The sequence below is a fragment of the Dokdonella fugitiva genome (assembly GCF_014138265.1).
Taxonomy (GTDB): Bacteria; Pseudomonadota; Gammaproteobacteria; order Xanthomonadales; family Rhodanobacteraceae; genus Dokdonella_A; species Dokdonella_A fugitiva_A.
On record NZ_JACGXL010000007.1, the window covers coordinates 170,351 to 186,331 of the forward strand.

Below are 15,981 nucleotides of genomic sequence, written 5' to 3' on the forward strand. Positions count from 1 at the left end.
CCGGCACGAGGCCGGCGGCGGGTACAACGGTGCAGCGGACGGCTTACTGCGCGGCGTCCTTGAGCTTCTTCAGCGCGCGCACCTTGACCTTCACGCTGGCCGGCTTGGCGGCGAACCAGCGCTCTTCCTTCGTGAAGGGGTCGATGCCCTTGCGCTTCGGCTTGGCGGCCACGGCGACCGCGCTGATCTTCAGCAGGCCCGGCAGCGTGAACACGCCGGCGCCCTTCTTGTGCAGCGAGTTGGCGACCGTCTGCTCGAGCGCGGCGAGGACGGCGCGGACACCCTTGCTCTCGACGCCGCTCTGCTCGGCCAGGTGCGACACCAGGCCCGACTTGCTCAGCGGTTCGGTGATCGGCTTCGACGCGCTCTTCTTGCCGGCAGCCGGCTTCTTGGATGTAGCCATGGTTTTCGTTTCTCCGTGGGGGTAGCGCGGCGCTCTGCACGCGCCGCTGGGCCTAGCGTATCCGTTTTTAGGGCGGTGCGCGCAAGGAGGCCTTGAAACAGGCCGTTTGTGCGCCGCGACGTGCATCCGGCGCGTGAAAATGGCGGGTTTCCCGGGCGCCTCATTCGGCCTTCTGCGCGGGCGTGAAGAACGGGATCGGCGTGCCCGCGTAGATCGCCTCGGGCAGCTTGCCGTCCCAGCGCTCCGCCTTCACGCGCTCGACCTCGATGCGGCGCAGCTCGAGCACTTCCTTGCTCTTGGCGAGCGCGTCGTTCTGCACGCGCAACGCGTCGGCCTGCGCATTCGCCGCCTTGATCGTCGCGTACGCTTCGCCGTCGGCCTTCGCCTTCAGCGCGTTCGCTTCCGCTTCGGCGACGGCGACCTTCTGCTTCTGCTCCGCCTCGACCGTCTTCACCTTGTTTTCCGCGGCGAGGCGCAGCTGCTCCTGCGTGACCTTCTCGTTGATCGCGGCCATGTACTCGGGCGAGAACGCGAAGTTGCGCATGTCGATGTTGATGACCTGCGCACCGTACACCTCGAGCTTCTGCTTGAGCGCGGCGTTGATGTCGGCCGACACCTGCGAGCGCTTGGCGATGAGGTCGGGCGCGTTGTACTTCGCGGTCACCGCCTTGAACACTTCCTGCGTCGCGGTCTGCACGTACGAGGACAGGTCGCCGTCGTGGCTGTACTTCTCGTACACCTCGGCGACGCGGTCGGTGATGATGCTGTAGCGCACGGTCAGGCTCACCTTGACCGGCTGCTGGTCGCTCGTGCTGCCGTCGGCATTGTCGATCTGCGCCTGTTCGGCGCGGATGCTGAACAGCGCGAGCCGCTGCCACGGCATCACGACCGCGAGGCCTTCGTTCTCGATGCCGCGGATCGCGCCGAACTGGGTCAGCACGCCGCGCGAGCCGGTCGGCACCTGGCGGAATGGCCAGAATGCGGACAGCCCCATGCCGACGACCACGACGATCGCGACGTCGCGCAACACCTTCTCGATCTGCCAACGCCCTTGGGCGTCCTGGTAGCGCGCCATGGTTCTCCTCCCCCGATGGATGCGTCGGCGACGTGCCGCGCGCGCGGAGTCTGCGACACGCGATCGAACACCGGCAAGCGCGCCGGGCGAACGAGGGCGGACGCGAGGGAAAACGGAAGGTGGTGGCTATGGGTGGACTCGAACCACCGACCCCAGCATTATGAGTGCTGTGCTCTAACCGGCTGAGCTACATAGCCAACGGCGGCGCGTGCACGGCACGCGCGGAAGGGCGTGCGATTCTAGTGCCTCGTGGCGGCCTGTCAAGCGTCGGAACGCCCGTTCGCCTTGCCGCCTGCGCGAGGCGTGTGGAAGAATCGGTCGCATGTACGTTATCGGCCATCATCCATGATCGACCCCGATGGCTACCGACCGAACGTCGGCATCATCCTGCTGAACGCGCACGGGCATGTGTTCTGGGCGCGCCGCATCGGCCGCGACGGCTGGCAGTTCCCGCAGGGCGGGATGCGCAGCGACGAGACGCCGATCGAGGCGATGTACCGCGAACTCGCCGAGGAAACCGGCCTGCTGCCGCAGCACGTCGAGGTGCTCGGTTCGACCCCGGGCTGGCTGCGCTACCGCCTGCCGCCGCGCCTCGTGCGCCGGCACGACCGGCCCGTCTGTATCGGCCAGAAGCAGGTCTGGTTCCTGCTGCGCCTCGTCGGCGAGGAGTCCGCCGTGCGCCTCGACGCGACCGACAAGCCGGAGTTCGACCACTGGCGCTGGGTCGAGTTCTGGTACCCCGCCGCGCATGTGGTCACGTTCAAGCGGCGCGTCTACGAGCAGGCGCTGCGCCAGCTTGTCGTGCTCGCCGAGGACAGCTGCCGGGTCACCTTGCGCGAGCAGCGCTGGCTGGCCGAGCTCATCGCCACCTGAACGAGCCGGGGGCCAGGTCGCCCCGGCTGGTTGACAATCATTCTCATTTACATTCAAATGACGACGTCCCGACCCCGGATGTCCGCATGTACGTCTGCATCTGCAACGCCGTCACCGACCGCGCGATCCGCGAAGCCGCCGAGAGCGGCGTGCGTTCGTTCGCCGAAGTGCGCCGTCGCACCGGCTGTTCGGATTGCTGCGGCAACTGCGAAGATCTCGCGAGCCAGATCTTCCACGACGCGGTCGCGCGCACGAGTACGCTCGACCTGCCGCTGATCGCCGCTGCAGCCTGAGTCGCGCGCCCTGCGCCCGCCTCGACCGCGCGCGAATGCGTGCGATTTTCGTTTCATCGCTTGCCGGACGCGCGCGCTATAGTCGCGCCGTTTCGCCGCGCGCCCGCGCGGCATCGCCCGTGACGGAGATCGTGCAATGAAAGGGAACGCGAAGATCATCGGCCACCTCAACAAGGCGCTGTTCAACGAGCTGACCGCGATCAACCAGTATTTCCTGCACGCGCGCATGTACCGCAACTGGGGCTACAAGGAACTCGCCGAGCACGAGTACAAGGAATCGATCGACGAGATGAAGCACGCCGATCGCCTGATCGAGCGCATCCTGTTCCTCGAAGGCCTGCCGAACCTGCAGGCGCTCGGCAAGCTGCTGATCGGCGAATCGCCGAAGGAAGTGCTCTCGTGCGACCTGCAGCTCGAGATGCAGGCGGTGCCCGACCTCAAGGCCGCGATCGTCGACTGCGAAGTCCTCGGCGACTACGTGAGCCGTGAACTGTTCGAGGACATCCTCGAATCCGAGGAAGAGCACATCGACTGGCTCGAGACGCAGCTCGGCCTGATCGCCAAGCTCGGCGAGAATCCGTACCTGCAGACGAAGATCGGCAGCTGACGCGAGCCGCGGCGCGCTACATGCGCGCGCCTTCGAAGTCGAACGCGAGGTCGCTGTCCGCGGCCTGCACGAAGTTGCCCTGGATGAGGTCGACGCCCGCGCGCACGAGCGCGCCGATGCCGTGCACGTCCTCGACGCGCGGTGCGATCACCCGCGTGCCCTGCGCGTGCAGGTGTTCGAGCAGCGCGGCGAACGCGTCGCGGTCCTCCTCGGCGTCGAGCGCGGGCGGTTTCGCGAGCTTGACGAAATCGGCGGCGAGCACCGGCAGCGGATGCACGTCGGCGAGCTCCGCGTCGAATCCCGCGAGCGACAGGCGCGCGCCGAGCGCGCGCAGCGAGTCCGCGCAGCGTTGCGTCTCGGCGGGCGCTTCGATCGCGTCGGCGACGCGCAGCTCGACGACGATCGAACCGGCGCCGACGCCTTGCCGCGCGAGCATCGCCGCGAGCGCAGGGACCGCCTGCGGATCGCGCAGGCTCGCGAGCGACTGGCTCACGAATAGTTGCGTCGACCCGGCGCCACGCGCAGCGATGCGTTCGACGCAGTGCGCGAGCACCCAGCGGTCGACCGCACCGATCAGGCCGGCGCCTTGCGCCGCAGGCACGATCTCCGAGGCCGGGTGCAACCGGCCGTCCGCGCCGCGCAGGCGCAGCAGCGCCTGGAACAGCGCGCCGTCCTCGCCGCGCAGCGAGACGATCGGCTGGAACAGCAATTCGAAACCGGCGCCGTCGAGCGCGCGGCGCACCTGCGTGGCGAGGTCGCCGCCGCGTCCCGCGTCGAGGTCGCGTACGACGAACACGCCGTGTCGCGCCTGCGCGTGCATGCCGCCGACGAGGTCGCGCGCGGCCTCGTACATCGCGCGCGCGTTGCGCGCGCCGCGCAGGAACGGGCAGACGCCGATGTCGAACCCGCCCGTGCGCGCGAGGTTCTCGCGCAGGCGCGCGGCTTCGGCTTCGAGCGCGTCGGCGGAGAGCTCGCGGTCGAACACGAGGTAGCGCTCGGCGCCGTCGCTGGCGACGCGATCGCCCGCGCGCACGTGCGTGCAGATCGCGCGCAGCGCCTCGGCGGTGCGCGTCGCAGCCGTGGCCGGATCACTCGTGTCCGAAGCGAGCAGCACGAGCAGGCCGCCGCCGCGGATCGACGCATCGTCGCGGGCGAGGCATTCGGACACTTCGCGCAGCAGCTGGTCGCGCGAGCAGGCGGTGCCGCCGCGCGGCGCGAACGTCACCGGTGCCGCGTGCGTAGCGGGTGCCGCAGGCGTCGAGGTGGCTGCGTGCGCCGGCGTCGCGGCGAACCGCGTCCAGTATCCGGGTGGTGGCGCGACCAGCAGCGGGAAGCCGTTCTCGCGCGTCGCGCCGGCGACGACCGGCGAGTCGTGCGCTTCATCGCGCGGCAGCGAGGGCGCGTCGAGCCGCCCGATCAGGCCGTCGAGGCGGCTGCGGCTCGCGCGGTCGGGCGCGCGTGGCGGATCGAGCAGGCCCGCGCAGGTCGCGTGCACGTCGTCGAGCACGTCGCCGAGCGGCGCGAAGCCAAGCTCGCGGCAGGCGTCGGCGACGCGCGCGGCGTCGTCGGCGAGCAGGCGCAGCACGTTGAGGTCCCATGTCGTGCGCAGCTGTTCGCCGCGCCGGCGCAGCCGCTCGATGCGCTGCGACAGCTGTTGCGCCCACAGGCGGCGCGGAAACTGCAATGCAGGGTCGTTCGCCGTCATGGCCGTCCCCGTTCGGTGCAGGGCGATCATACCAGCGCCACGCGTGCGGCTCAGCCGGGCTTGACCACCACGAGCAGCACGATCGCGATCAGCACCAGTGCCGGGATTTCGTTGAAGAGGCGCAGCCAGCGGCTCGAGCGCCGGTTCTCGTCGCGCGCGAACGTGCCGACCATGCGCACGAGCACCGCGTGGTAACCGATCAGCAGCGCGACCAGCGCGAGCTTAGCGTGCAGCCAGCCCTGCTGCAGGTAGGCCGGGCTCGCCTGCGCGAACGCAGCGAGCGTGAGCGCGCCGAACACGAGCGCGAGCGCGCCGCCGACGTGGGTGATGCCGAGCAGGCGCCGCTCCATCACTTTCAGGCGCTCGCGCACGACCGCTTCGGCCGCCTCGGCGTGGTAGACGAACAGGCGCGGCAGGTAGAACAGGCCGGCGAACCAGGTCACGACGAAGATGATGTGGAACGCCTTCAGCCAGAGCATGCGCGCGATCCCGTGCCAAAGGCCTGATTGTACGGTGCGCGGTACGGCGCGGCATGCGCGTTGGCGGGCGCGGACGGCCTCCGGCGAGGCCCGCGACGGGCTTCCTTGACCCGGGCCGCGGGCACGTCTATAAGCGTGCACCTCGCGCACGTGCGCGGCCGAACCCGCGTCATGTCCCCGATCCCGTCCCTCGTCATCCGCCGGCACGACCCGGCCCGGCAGCGGCGCACGCGCCTGCTGGTCGCCGCGGTGTGGCTCGGTTCGCTGCTGATCGTGGCGGCGCTGGTGGCGACGCTGGTCGCGCGCGCGCCGGGCACGAACCATTCCGCCGAGCTCGCCGAGGCGCAGAAGGAGAACGAGGCGCTGAAGTCGCGCGTGGCGATGCTCGTGCGTTCGGAGCAGGTCGCCAAGGCCGCCCTCGGCGACGTGCAGCAGACCTTGCGCGACCGCGAGGAAGAGATCGACGGCCTGCGCGCGGATCTCGCCTTCTACGGCCGCCTCGTCGGCGGCGGCAAGCGTGAAGGCCTCGCCGTGCACGCGCTGCATGTGGCCCCGGTCGCCGGTTCGCAGGCGTGGAACTTCACCGCGACGCTGACGCAGAACTTCAAGCGCGGCGAGGACATCAAGGGGCGGCTCACGCTCACGCTCGAGGGCGTCGCCGCCGGCAAGCTGCGCACGCTCGACTGGAGCGCGCTGAGCCAGGGGCAGGATTCGTCCGGAATCGAGTACCGTTTCAAGTATTTTCAACAGGTCGGCGGTACCATCATGCTCCCCGCTGGATTCGCCGCCAATCGCGTCGTCGTTCGTGCCGACGGTGACGGTGGCCGCGTCGAGCAGGAGTTTTCCTGGAAGGACGCCATCAAGGGCGAGGAGAGCGACAATGTTCCGCAGTGACAAGCGCAACGACCGTGCGATGGCGGCGATCAGCACGCTGATCGCGGCGGGCACGACGATCCGCGGCGACGTCCATTTCAGCGGCGGCCTGCACCTGGAAGGCGTGGTCGAAGGCTCGATCTCGGCCGAGGGCGAAGACGCCGTGCTCACGCTCAGCGACAAGGGCCGCGTCAACGGCGAGGTGCGCGTGTCGAACGCGGTCGTCAACGGCAGCGTCAATGGCGACATCTTCGCCGCCGAACGGCTCGAGCTCGCCGGCAACGCGCGCATCACCGGCAACGTGCACTACAAGGTGCTCGAGATGGCGGCCGGCGCGCAGATCAACGGCAAGATGCTGTACCAGGCCGAGCCGCAGCGGCGCCTGCCCTCGCCGGGGCTCGCCGACGACGTCGACGATCCGGGCGCCGAGCCGGCGCACGCTTGAAATCGCCCGTCCGCGCTCCGATCTGCGAGAAGGAAGCGCTGCCGCAGCCGTCATGAACGAAACCATCACCCCGAGCTACCTCGACGCCGGTCCCGCACCACTGCTGTTCACAGCGGCCGCGGCGGGCAAGGTGCGTGAACTCATCGCCGAGGAAGGCAATCCCGGGCTCAAGCTGCGCGTCTACATCAGCGGCGGCGGCTGTTCGGGCTTCCAGTACGGCTTCACGTTCGACGAAGCGCGCGCCGAGGACGACCTCGCGGTCGACAAGGACGGCGTGACCCTGCTCGTCGACCCGCTCAGCCTGCAGTACCTCGCCGGTGCCGAGATCGACTATTCCGAATCGCTGACCGGTGCGCAGTTCGTGATCCGCAATCCGAACGCGAAGACGACCTGCGGATGCGGCTCGTCGTTCACGGTCTGAGCCGCGTGCGCGCCGCCGGCGGACGCGCGGCATGAGCGAACGCACCAACATCTTCGCCGGCCTCGGGCTCGACCGTAATGCGGAACGCCGCGACGATGCGGCGTGGGCCGCGGCGCAGCAGCTCGATCCGTACGCGCGCTACCTCGTGCTCGGCGCGGATGCGCCGGGTGGACGGCCTGCGCTGTTCGCGCCGCCGCAGGGCGCGCTGCGCCTGCTCGATGCGGGCGAGCGCCACGACGCCCTCGCGGCGACGTCGACGACCTACCTCGGCCACGACGAGCGCGGGCCGCTGTTCGGCATCGCGGTCGACGCCGGCGCCGATGCGCGCGTCGCCGACGCGTTCGGCGGCGCATGGATCGACCTGCGCAGCGCAGGTACGCGCCTGCCTGCGTTCCAGAGCGGCCTGTTCGCCTACGCGCGCGCACTCGCACACTGGCAGGCGCGCACGCGCTGGTGCAGCGCCTGCGGCTCCCCGCTCGAACTCGTCGCGCTCGGCCATCGCGGCAAGTGCACCAACGGCGCGTGCGGGATCGAGCATTTCCCGCGCGTCGATCCGGCGATGATCGTGATCGTGGGCTGGCAGGATCGCTGCCTGCTCGGGCGCCAGCCGGCGTGGCCGGAGCATCGCTGGTCGACGCTCGCCGGATTCATCGAACCGGGTGAATCGCTCGAGGACGCGGTGCGGCGCGAGGTGTACGAGGAGGCGGGCGTGCGCGTCGGCGCATGCGAATACCACTCCTCGCAGCCATGGCCGTTCCCGTCCTCGCTCATGCTCGGCTTCACCGCGCAAGCCGTCGATCCGACGATCCGCGTCGGCGACGAACTCAGCGACGCGCGCTGGTTCAGCGCCGGCGAGATCGTCGACGGCCTCGCCGCGCGCACGCTCGTGTTGCCGCCGCGGCTGTCCGTGTCGCACGAGCTGATCGCCCACTGGCTGCGCGAGCGCGGCGTCGAACTCGCCGACGTGCTCGGCGACGAGCCGTGGCTGCGCCCGCGCGCGTAGGCGTCCCGATACCGGCGCACGGCCGCGCGCAGTTGCGGGCGCGCCTCCGCTAGAATGCGTCAACGCTCCGCCGCGCACCCGATCGACCATGGCCCAGATACTGCTCGCCGTCCTGCTCGTCCTCGCGGGCGGCTACGCCCTGCCGGACCTCGCGCGCTGGCGCGACTTCTCCTGGCTGCAGGTCTGGCTCGCGCAATGGACGCGCGCGAGCGGCGACGCGGCGCGCCCGCGTTTCGCCGCGGCGCTGCTGCCGCTGCTGCTGTTCGTGCTGTGCGAACTGATCCAGCTCGTCCTCGGCCACGTGCTGTTCGGCCTGCCCGGGTTCGCGTTCGCGGTCGTCGTGCTGTTCTACTGCTGGGGTCCGCGCGACCTCGATGCCGACATCGAAGCGGTGCTGAAGGCGCCCGACAGCGATCGCCGCGTCGCCGCGGTGCAGGCGCTGCGTGCCGACGACGCGACCGCGCCGCTCGCGTTCGAGTCCGCGCCGCTCGTCGAAGCGACGTTCACCGCAGCGCTGTCGCGCTGGTTCGGCGTGCTGTTCTGGTTCGTCGTGCTCGGCCCGGCCGGCGCGCTCGGCTACCGCGTCGTGCAACTGCTCGCGCGCCATCCCGGGTTCGCCGACGGCGTCGACGCGACGCAGTCCGAACTGCTCGAGCGCACCGCGCGCATCCTCGACTGGGCGCCGGCGCACCTGGTCGCGCTCACGCTCGCACTCGTGTCGGACTTCGATGCGGTGATCAAGACCTGGCGCGACTACCACGCCGCGCACGGCAAGGGCTACTTCACCCTCGATCTCGGTTTCCTCGGTGCGCTCGCCAAGGCCGGCATCGACGCCGACGTCGAAGCCGGCGACGGCTATGCGAGCGACGTCAGCAACCCGCTGGTCGAACTCGCCGACGCGCAGCGCGTGCTGCGCCGCATCCTGGTGGGTTGGCTCGCGCTCATCGCGCTGGCGGCGTTGATCGTGCTGACGCATTGACGGGCGCTTCGCGCTCGTTTTGCGGTCTCCTCGTGTTTTTCCTCTCCCGCTTGCGGGAGAGAAGAGGTGAGAGCGCGTGTGCTGTTGTCCCTTTGAACAACAGGCAAAGCTTCCTTCGCGAAGACCGACTCGCATCCCTGCGTGTTCGTCCCGCATCCCTGCGGGCCGGTTCCTTTTCTTGACTCCGGGCATCCTGCCCTCCGCCCTTCGGGCCAGCTTCGCTGTTCGCGCCGCTCCTGCGGCGCAGTGCTTGTCCAAAGAAAAGGAACCAAAAGAAAGGGCCCCCGACAGCATCGCCCTCCGGGCATCCTGCCCTGCGGGTGTGTGAGCGGCGGCCGCGTTCGTTGCCGGTACATGGACGTACCGTCAACGAACCCCGCAGCCTGCTCGCGCAGTCAGCAGGCAGGAAGCCCGCTGACCGGGCCGCTCGCGGTGTCCTTCTCTTGGGTTACCTTCTCTCACGCACGGATGCGGGTCGGTTATCGCGAAACGAGACACGGCGCAAGCGCGCCAATCACCCGCCCAGCACGCGCACGAGCACGTCGCGCGCCGCCTGCGGCCTGCCCAGCGAGCGCGCCCGCTCGGCGAGCGTGGCGAGGTGCGCCGGGTCGGCAAGGAGTTCGCGCACACGGTAGTCGAGTGCGATCGCGTCGACCGCCTTCAGCGCGGCACCCTGTTCGAGCAGGTAGTCGCAGTTGCGTTCCTCCTGGCCCGGGATCGGTGCGTGCACGATCATCGGCCGGCCGAGCGCGAGGCATTCGGACGTGGTGAGTCCGCCCGGCTTGGTGATGACGAGGTCGCAGGCACGCATGAGGCGGTCGACCTTGTCGGTGAAGCCCTGCGCGACCAGGCGCTGCGGATGCCGCGCAGCGAGCGCTTGCAGTTGCTCCAGCGCCTTCGCGTTGCGGCCCGCGAGTGCGACGAGCTGGAAGTCGGCGTCGAGCGCGAGCAGGCGCGCGGCGACCTCGTCGAGTCCACCGAGGCCGGCGCCACCGCCCATGAGCAGGATCGCGCGCCGCGCCGGATCGATGCCGAACTCCGCCGCGCACGCCGCGCGGTCGTGCGCCTGCGCGAACGCGGGCATGATCGGGATGCCGGTGACGTGGATGCGCGCGGCGTCGAGGCCGCGCGCGCGCATGCGGAACGCGACCTCGTCGCTCGCCGCGAACCAGCCCGCCATGTCCGGCACGACCCACATGCCGTGCAGGTCGAAGTCGGTGACGACGACGTGCACGGGGCAGGCGAGGCGGCCGCGGCTGCGCTCGCGCATGAGCAGCTCGGCGGGCAGGAAGTGCGTGCACACGACCGCGTCGGGTCCGAAGCGTGCGATCTCGCGGCGCAGGTCGAGCGTGTTGAGCCGCTCGATCGCACGCCGCAGGCGCGCGGCCGGCGCGCTCGGCGGCGTGCGGTCCATGATCCGGTAGAGCATCGCCCAGGTCGACGGCGAGTGCTCGACGAGCTTGAGGTAGAGGTCGGTGTAGAGCGTGCGGAACGCGCGCGGCACGTGTTGCATGACGTCCAGATGCAGTACCTCGACGTCGAAATCCGCGGCGGCCGCGCGCAGTGCCTCGGCGGCGCGCACGTGTCCGGCGCCGGCGGAGACGCTGAGCAGGAGCAGGCGGCGCCGCGTCACGCGTCGGCGCCGCGCAGTTCGCGCACGCGCTGCTCGAGCACCGGAGCGCTCGCCTCGGCCGCGGGCAGCGGCGTGCCGGCGACGAGGCCGATGCGCGCGCGGAAGCGGCGCGGCAGGCGCGCGCGACCGAGCGCGCTGTCGCGCCGGCTGAACACCGAGCCCCACAGGCCGCGCAGCGCCAGCGGCACGACCGGCACCGCGCGGCGCGCGAGGATCTGCTCGACGCCCGGGCGGAACGTGTCGATCGTGCCGTCGCGCGTGAGGCCGCCTTCGGGGAAGATGCAGACGAGCTCGCCGTCGGCGAGCGCGCGATCGACCTCGTCGAACGCTCGCTCGAGCAGTTGCGGATTCTCCTTGCGGCCGGCGATCGGGATCGCCTTCGCGGTGCGGAAGATGAACTTGAGCACCGGGATCTCGAAGATCTTGTAGTACATCACGAAGCGTACCGGCCGGCGCACGCTGCCGCCGATGATGAGCGCGTCCATGAAGCTCACGTGGTTGCAGACGAGCAGGGCTGCGCCTTCGTCGGGAATGCGCTCGGTGCCTTCGACCTTGATGCGGTAGAGCGTGTTGACGAGGATCCAGGAGAGGAACCGCATCAGGAACTCGGGTACGAGCGTGTAGATGTAGATCGCGACGAGCGCGTTCAGCACCGCGGTAGCGAGCAGGATCTGTGGAATCGACAAGCCGGCCGCGGACAGGCCCAGGCCGAACGCGGCCGCGCCGACGATGAACAGCGCGTTGACGATGTTGTTGCCGGCGATCACGCGCGACAGCTCGCTGCGTTCGGCGCGGCTCTGCACGAGCGCGAACAGCGGCACGATGTAGAAGCCCGCGAACAGGCCGACGAGCACGAAGTCGAGCGCGATGCGCCAACCGCCCGGCGCGGCGAGGAACGCGAACGCGGACAGGTCGTGCAGCGCGGTCGCCGCGGGACGCGCGAAGTAGAGGTCGAGGCCGAACACGGTCAGGCCGATCGAGCCGAACGGCACGAGGCCGATCTCGACCTTGTGTCCGGACAGGCGCTCGCACAGCAGCGAACCGATGCCGACGCCGATCGAGAACAGTGCGAGCACGAAGATCTGCACCGACTCGGTACCACCGAGGAAGATCTTCGTGTAGTTCGGCAGCTGCATCGTGAACACGCCGCCGAAGAACCAGAACCAGGAAATGCCGAGCACCGAATTGAACACGGTGCGGTTCTTCGTCACGAAACCGAGCACGCGCCAAGTCTCGGTGAACGGATTCCAGTTGAAACGCAGGTCGGGCGCGGTCGCCGGCGCTGGCGGGATCGCGCGGCTCGTGAGCCAGCCGACCAGCGCGATCGCGATCACGAGCAGCGAAGCGGGCAGTGGGCCGCTGCTCATCGCGACGCCGCCGGCGATCATGCCGACGAGCACCGCGAGCGAGGTGCCCATCTCGACGAGCCCGTTGCCGCCGACGAGCTCGTCCGCGCGCAGCGTCTGCGGCAGGATCGCGTACTTGATCGGGCCGAACACGGTCGAATGCAGGCCCATGAGGAACAGCACGGACAGCAGCAGCGGGATGCTCTTGAACCAGAAGCCCGCCGCGGCGAGCGTCATCGCGGCGATCTCGAACAGCTTGACCCAGCGGATGATCCGCGCCTTCTCGTACTTCTCGGCGAGCTGGCCCGCGCTCGCCGAGAACAGGAAGAACGGCAGGATGAACAGCGCCGGCGCGATGTTCGAGTAGAAGCCGACCGCGTGCTCGTCGAGCCCCATGTGGTAGCCGACCAGCACGACGAGCGCGTTGCGGAACGCATTGTCGTTGAACGCGCCGAGCGCCTGGGTCGCGAAGAACGGCGCGAAACGGCGTGTGCCGAGCAATCGGAACTGGCTGGATCCGCTCATGGCTCGCCTGCCTTTGGATTCGCGCGAATGTAGCAGGATCGCATTGCCGATCGCCGCCGGCGACGCGTGTCGCGGCGGTCCGCGGCGCGTCCGGCGGGTGCCCCTGGCCACCCGCGCGGGCGGGAACTTCGCGGCATGGGCGGGGTCGCGGCGAGGTCGGCGGCGAGGCGCTAAACTGCGCGGCTCGTCCCTCGAAGCCGCCAAGCCGATGTCCCTGCGCTCCCTCGCCCCGCTCGCTCTCGCCGTCGCCGTCGCGTTCGGCTCGACCCACCTGCACGCCGAGGCCCTGGTCAAGCCGGTGCCGACACCGGACCTGACGAAGCTGTCGCCGGCCCAGGCCGACGAACTGCGCAAGACGCGCGAGACGTTCGAGAAGAGCAAGATCGCGCTGGTCGGCGATCCGCTCGCCGAGGCCTATGCGATCCTCGGCGCGGCGTACGCGCGCAACGGCTTCGCCGACGCCGCGACGATCGCGCTGGAGGACGCCACCCTGCTCGCGCCGAAGGACGGTCGCTGGGTCTACGCGCAGGGCGTGCTCGCGCGGTCGCAGAAGCAGCCCGCGGTCGCGCAGAACTACTTCGACATCGCGCTGCAGCTGAACCAGGACTACCTGCCGATCCGCACGACCGTCGCGCGCGGCAAGATGGACAACGGCGACCTCGACGGCGCGCGCAAGCTGCTCGCCGACTACGTCGCCAAGCACACCGACCAGGCGATGCCGTACGCGATGCTCGGCGAAATCGCGCTCAAACAGAAGCGCTACGCCGAGGCCGCCGAGCAGACGCAGCGCGCGCTCGCGATCGACCCGAAGGCGACCGCGCTCTACGCGACGCTGGCAGAGGCGCAGGCCGCGGCGGGCAATGCGCAGGCGGCCGCGGACGCGCGCGCGAAGGCCGGCAACGTGCCGCCGGCTCTCGTCGATCCGCTCGGCGACGGCCTGCTCGGCCGCGCGGGTGCGTCCACTGGCGCGGCGACGTCCGCTGCGGCGCCGGCGAAGGGCATCAACGACATTCCTTCGCTGCTCGCGCTGCATCAGTACGACGCCGCGCGCAAGCTGCTCGACGCCGCGGTCGCGGCGAATCCGAAGGACGCGGCGCTGCTCGCGCTGTACGCGCGCGCGGAGGCGGCGGCCGGCAATCTCGCCGCAGCGAACACGCGCGCGGACGCGGCGATCGCCGCCGACCGCAACAGTGCACTCGCCCAGCTCAGCAAGGGCGTCGCGCTCGAGATGGGCAACGACGACGCGGGCGCGCAGCGTTCCTACCAGGAAGCCGTGCGGCTCGATCCGAAGCTCGGCGAGGCGCGTGCGCTGCTCGGTGCGCTGCTGCTGCGCACGGGCCGTGCGGCCGACGCCGCGACGCAGTACCGCGCGCTCGTGCAGCTCGACCTGCGCGACGGCGAGCACTGGATGCAGCTGGTCGGCGCCGACGTCGTCGCCGGCCAGTGCGGCTCGGCGCTACGTGACGCCAGCGACCTGCTCGCCGCGGATGTCAACAACAAGTTCGTGCTGCAGCTGTTCGTGCGCATCGCGAGCACGTGCGCGCAGGCGAGCGCGAACGAGCGCCGCGGCGCGCTCGAGTACGGCAAGAAGCTCTACGCCGAGAACCCGAGCGCGCCGAACGGCGAAGCCTACGCGCTCGCGCTCGCGGCGAACGGCAAGTGGGACGACGCGGTGAAGATCCAGCAGGCGGCGATGTTCGTGCTCGTGCGCAACGGCCTCAAGGCCGCGCTCACGCCGTACCGCGAGGTGCTGCAGCAGTTGCAGGCGCACAAGCTGCCGGACCGACCGTGGCCGGCGAGCGCGGCCGTCTACCACCCGGCGCGCCTCGCGCCGGATGCGAAGCCGGCGAAGCGCTGATCGCGGCGCGCTCGCGCGCGGCGCTCAGCGCCGCAGCGCGCGGTGGCCGATGTCGCGGCGGCAGAACGCGCCGTCGAAGCGGACCGTGCGCACGCGCGCGTAGGCGCGCTCGCGCGCGACGCCGAGGTCGTCGCCGACCGCGCACACCGCGAGCACGCGGCCGCCCGCGGTGACGACGCTGCCGTTGGCGTCGAGCGCAGTGCCGGCATGGAATACCTTCACGTCGGTGCCGTCGGGCGCGTCGAGTCCGTCGATCGCGTCGCCGCTGCGCACCTTGCCCGGATAGCCGGCCGCCGCCATCACGACGCCGAGCGCAGGACGCGGGTCCCAGCTCGCCTGCGCGCGATCGAGGCGGCCGTCGAGTGCGTCCTCGACGAGGTCGACGAGGTCGGATTTCAGGCGCAGCATGATCGGCTGCGTTTCCGGGTCGCCGAGGCGCGCGTTGAATTCGATCACCCTCGGCGCGCCGTCGCGGTCGATCATCAGGCCCGCGTAGAGGAAGCCGATGAACGGCGCGCCTTCCGCGGCCATGCTCGCGATCGTCGGATGGATGATCTCGTCGAGCACGCGGCGTTCGACCGCGGGCGTGACCACCGGCGCCGGCGAGTACGCGCCCATGCCGCCCGTGTTCGGGCCGAGGTCGCCCTCGTCGCGGCGCTTGTGGTCCTGGCTCGTGGCAAGCGGCAGCACGTTGCGGCCGTCGCTCATGACGATGTAGCTCGCTTCCTCGCCTTCGAGGAACTCCTCGATCACGACGCGCGCGGACGCGTCGCCGAACGTGCGCGCGCCGAGCATGTCGTGCAGCGTCTGCTCGGCATCGGCGAGGGTGAGTGCGACGACGACGCCCTTGCCGGCCGCGAGCCCGTCCGCCTTGATCACGATCGGCGCACCGTGCTTGCGCACGTAGGTAAGTGCAGGACCGAGATCGGTGAACACTGCGTAGCGCGCGGTCGGGATGTTGTGGCGGGCGAGGAAATCCTTGGCGAACGCCTTCGAGCTCTCGAGCTGCGCGGCGATCCGGCTCGCGCCGAAGCAGCGCAGGCCGGCCGCGTGGAAGCGGTCGCTCACCCCCGCCGCGAGCGCGGCCTCGGGGCCGACCACGGCGAGCGCGATCCCTTCCTCGCGCGCGAGCGCGAGCAGGCCGTCGACGTCGGTCGCGGCGACGTCGGCATTGCGCATGCGCGCCTCGCGCGCGGTGCCGGCGTTGCCCGGCGCGACGATCACTTCGGACACGCGCGGCGACTGCAGCAGCTTCCACGCGAGCGCGTGCTCGCGGCCGCCGGAACCGATGACGAGGATCTTCATGGTGCTATTCCTGCCGAAGGTGCGAATGGGGTGGAAGAGCGAGGCCGGGACCCGCTGTCCGCGCAGCGAACGTCGGGATTGATGCCGCGCAGCGTCGTCGATGCCATGACGAGAATCTTCACGCTGCGATCCTGCCGATAAGCCCCTGAGTCAGGGGG

16 protein-coding genes and 1 tRNA gene are annotated in these 15,981 nt (G+C 70.3%); 9 read left to right on the forward strand and 8 right to left on the reverse strand.

All coding sequences use genetic code 11. From position 1 onward, the window contains the following. Positions 1-43 precede the first annotated feature (43 nt). The 3 genes from FHW12_RS18905 to FHW12_RS18915 form a co-directional block, all read right to left on the reverse strand. Positions 44-403 (reverse strand): HU family DNA-binding protein, encoded by a 360-nt coding sequence (locus FHW12_RS18905; RefSeq protein WP_182532622.1) that lies wholly within the window; start codon positions 401-403, stop codon positions 44-46. A 160-nt stretch (positions 404-563) separates the two neighbouring features. Beyond that, the gene (locus FHW12_RS18910) at positions 564-1,478 is read right to left on the reverse strand and encodes a prohibitin family protein (protein WP_182532623.1); all 915 of its coding nucleotides are present in this window, start codon (positions 1,476-1,478) and stop codon (positions 564-566) included. A gap of 120 nt (positions 1,479-1,598) precedes the next feature. Next, a tRNA-Met gene (locus tag FHW12_RS18915) sits at positions 1,599-1,675 on the reverse strand. A 148-nt stretch (positions 1,676-1,823) separates the two neighbouring features. On the opposite strand from FHW12_RS18915, the gene FHW12_RS18920 reads away from it, so the two are divergent. The 3 genes from FHW12_RS18920 (at position 1,824) to bfr (ending at position 3,251) form a co-directional block, all read left to right on the forward strand. Beyond that, positions 1,824-2,351: an RNA pyrophosphohydrolase gene (locus tag FHW12_RS18920; RefSeq protein ID WP_182532624.1), complete on the forward strand. Its 528-nt coding sequence runs from the start codon at positions 1,824-1,826 to the stop codon at positions 2,349-2,351. 86 nt (positions 2,352-2,437) lie between these two features. Next, positions 2,438-2,644, forward strand: coding sequence for a (2Fe-2S)-binding protein (locus FHW12_RS18925; protein WP_182532625.1), 207 nt, complete (start codon positions 2,438-2,440; stop codon positions 2,642-2,644). Between the two features lie 136 nt (positions 2,645-2,780). Then, entirely contained in the window at positions 2,781-3,251 is a 471-nt protein-coding gene (gene bfr / locus FHW12_RS18930) for a bacterioferritin (RefSeq protein ID WP_182532626.1), read from the forward strand. Positions 3,252-3,267: 16 nt separating this feature from the next. On the opposite strand, the gene FHW12_RS18935 is transcribed toward bfr, so the two are convergent. Further along, the gene (locus FHW12_RS18935; protein ID WP_182532627.1) at positions 3,268-4,956 is read right to left on the reverse strand and encodes an EAL domain-containing protein; all 1,689 of its coding nucleotides are present in this window, start codon (positions 4,954-4,956) and stop codon (positions 3,268-3,270) included. Positions 4,957-5,006: 50 nt separating this feature from the next. Continuing rightward, positions 5,007-5,435, reverse strand: a complete 429-nt coding sequence (hemJ, locus tag FHW12_RS18940; RefSeq protein ID WP_182532628.1) for a protoporphyrinogen oxidase HemJ — start codon at positions 5,433-5,435, stop codon at positions 5,007-5,009. A 171-nt stretch (positions 5,436-5,606) separates the two neighbouring features. On the opposite strand from hemJ, the gene FHW12_RS18945 reads away from it, so the two are divergent. The 5 genes from FHW12_RS18945 to FHW12_RS18965 all read left to right on the forward strand — a co-directional run bounded on the left by FHW12_RS18945 (position 5,607) and on the right by FHW12_RS18965 (position 9,156). Further along, complete coding sequence (locus FHW12_RS18945) at positions 5,607-6,329, forward strand: DUF6776 family protein (protein ID WP_182532629.1); 723 nt, start codon at positions 5,607-5,609, stop codon at positions 6,327-6,329. Beyond that, the gene (locus tag FHW12_RS18950) at positions 6,316-6,753 is read left to right on the forward strand and encodes a bactofilin family protein (protein ID WP_182532630.1); all 438 of its coding nucleotides are present in this window, start codon (positions 6,316-6,318) and stop codon (positions 6,751-6,753) included. The genes FHW12_RS18945 and FHW12_RS18950 overlap by 14 nt, the downstream gene beginning before the upstream one ends. A 52-nt stretch (positions 6,754-6,805) precedes the next feature. Then, positions 6,806-7,174, forward strand: a complete 369-nt coding sequence (gene erpA, locus FHW12_RS18955; protein WP_182532631.1) for an iron-sulfur cluster insertion protein ErpA — start codon at positions 6,806-6,808, stop codon at positions 7,172-7,174. Between the two features lie 31 nt (positions 7,175-7,205). Further along, a complete protein-coding gene (gene nudC / locus FHW12_RS18960) occupies positions 7,206-8,177 on the forward strand; it encodes an NAD(+) diphosphatase (protein WP_182532632.1) in 972 nt (323 codons plus the stop codon). Between the two features lie 88 nt (positions 8,178-8,265). Further along, entirely contained in the window at positions 8,266-9,156 is an 891-nt protein-coding gene (locus FHW12_RS18965) for a beta-lactamase induction protein (RefSeq protein WP_182532633.1), read from the forward strand. 514 nt (positions 9,157-9,670) lie between these two features. Here FHW12_RS18965 and FHW12_RS18970 read toward each other — a convergent pair. Both FHW12_RS18970 and FHW12_RS18975 read right to left on the reverse strand, forming a co-directional pair. Next, on the reverse strand, positions 9,671-10,789 hold the full coding sequence (locus tag FHW12_RS18970; protein WP_182532634.1) for an MGDG synthase family glycosyltransferase: 1,119 nt from the start codon (positions 10,787-10,789) through the stop codon (positions 9,671-9,673). Further along, a complete protein-coding gene (locus FHW12_RS18975; protein WP_182532635.1) occupies positions 10,786-12,660 on the reverse strand; it encodes an MFS transporter in 1,875 nt (624 codons plus the stop codon). Before FHW12_RS18975 ends, FHW12_RS18970 begins: the two co-directional genes overlap by 4 nt. Before the next feature lie 208 nt (positions 12,661-12,868). On the opposite strand from FHW12_RS18975, the gene FHW12_RS18980 reads away from it, so the two are divergent. Next, positions 12,869-14,518 (forward strand): tetratricopeptide repeat protein, encoded by a 1,650-nt coding sequence (locus FHW12_RS18980; RefSeq protein ID WP_182532636.1) that lies wholly within the window; start codon positions 12,869-12,871, stop codon positions 14,516-14,518. 24 nt (positions 14,519-14,542) lie between these two features. Here FHW12_RS18980 and purD read toward each other — a convergent pair whose 3' ends face one another. After that, complete coding sequence (gene purD, locus FHW12_RS18985; protein WP_182532637.1) at positions 14,543-15,823, reverse strand: phosphoribosylamine--glycine ligase; 1,281 nt, start codon at positions 15,821-15,823, stop codon at positions 14,543-14,545. Positions 15,824-15,981 lie beyond the last annotated feature (158 nt).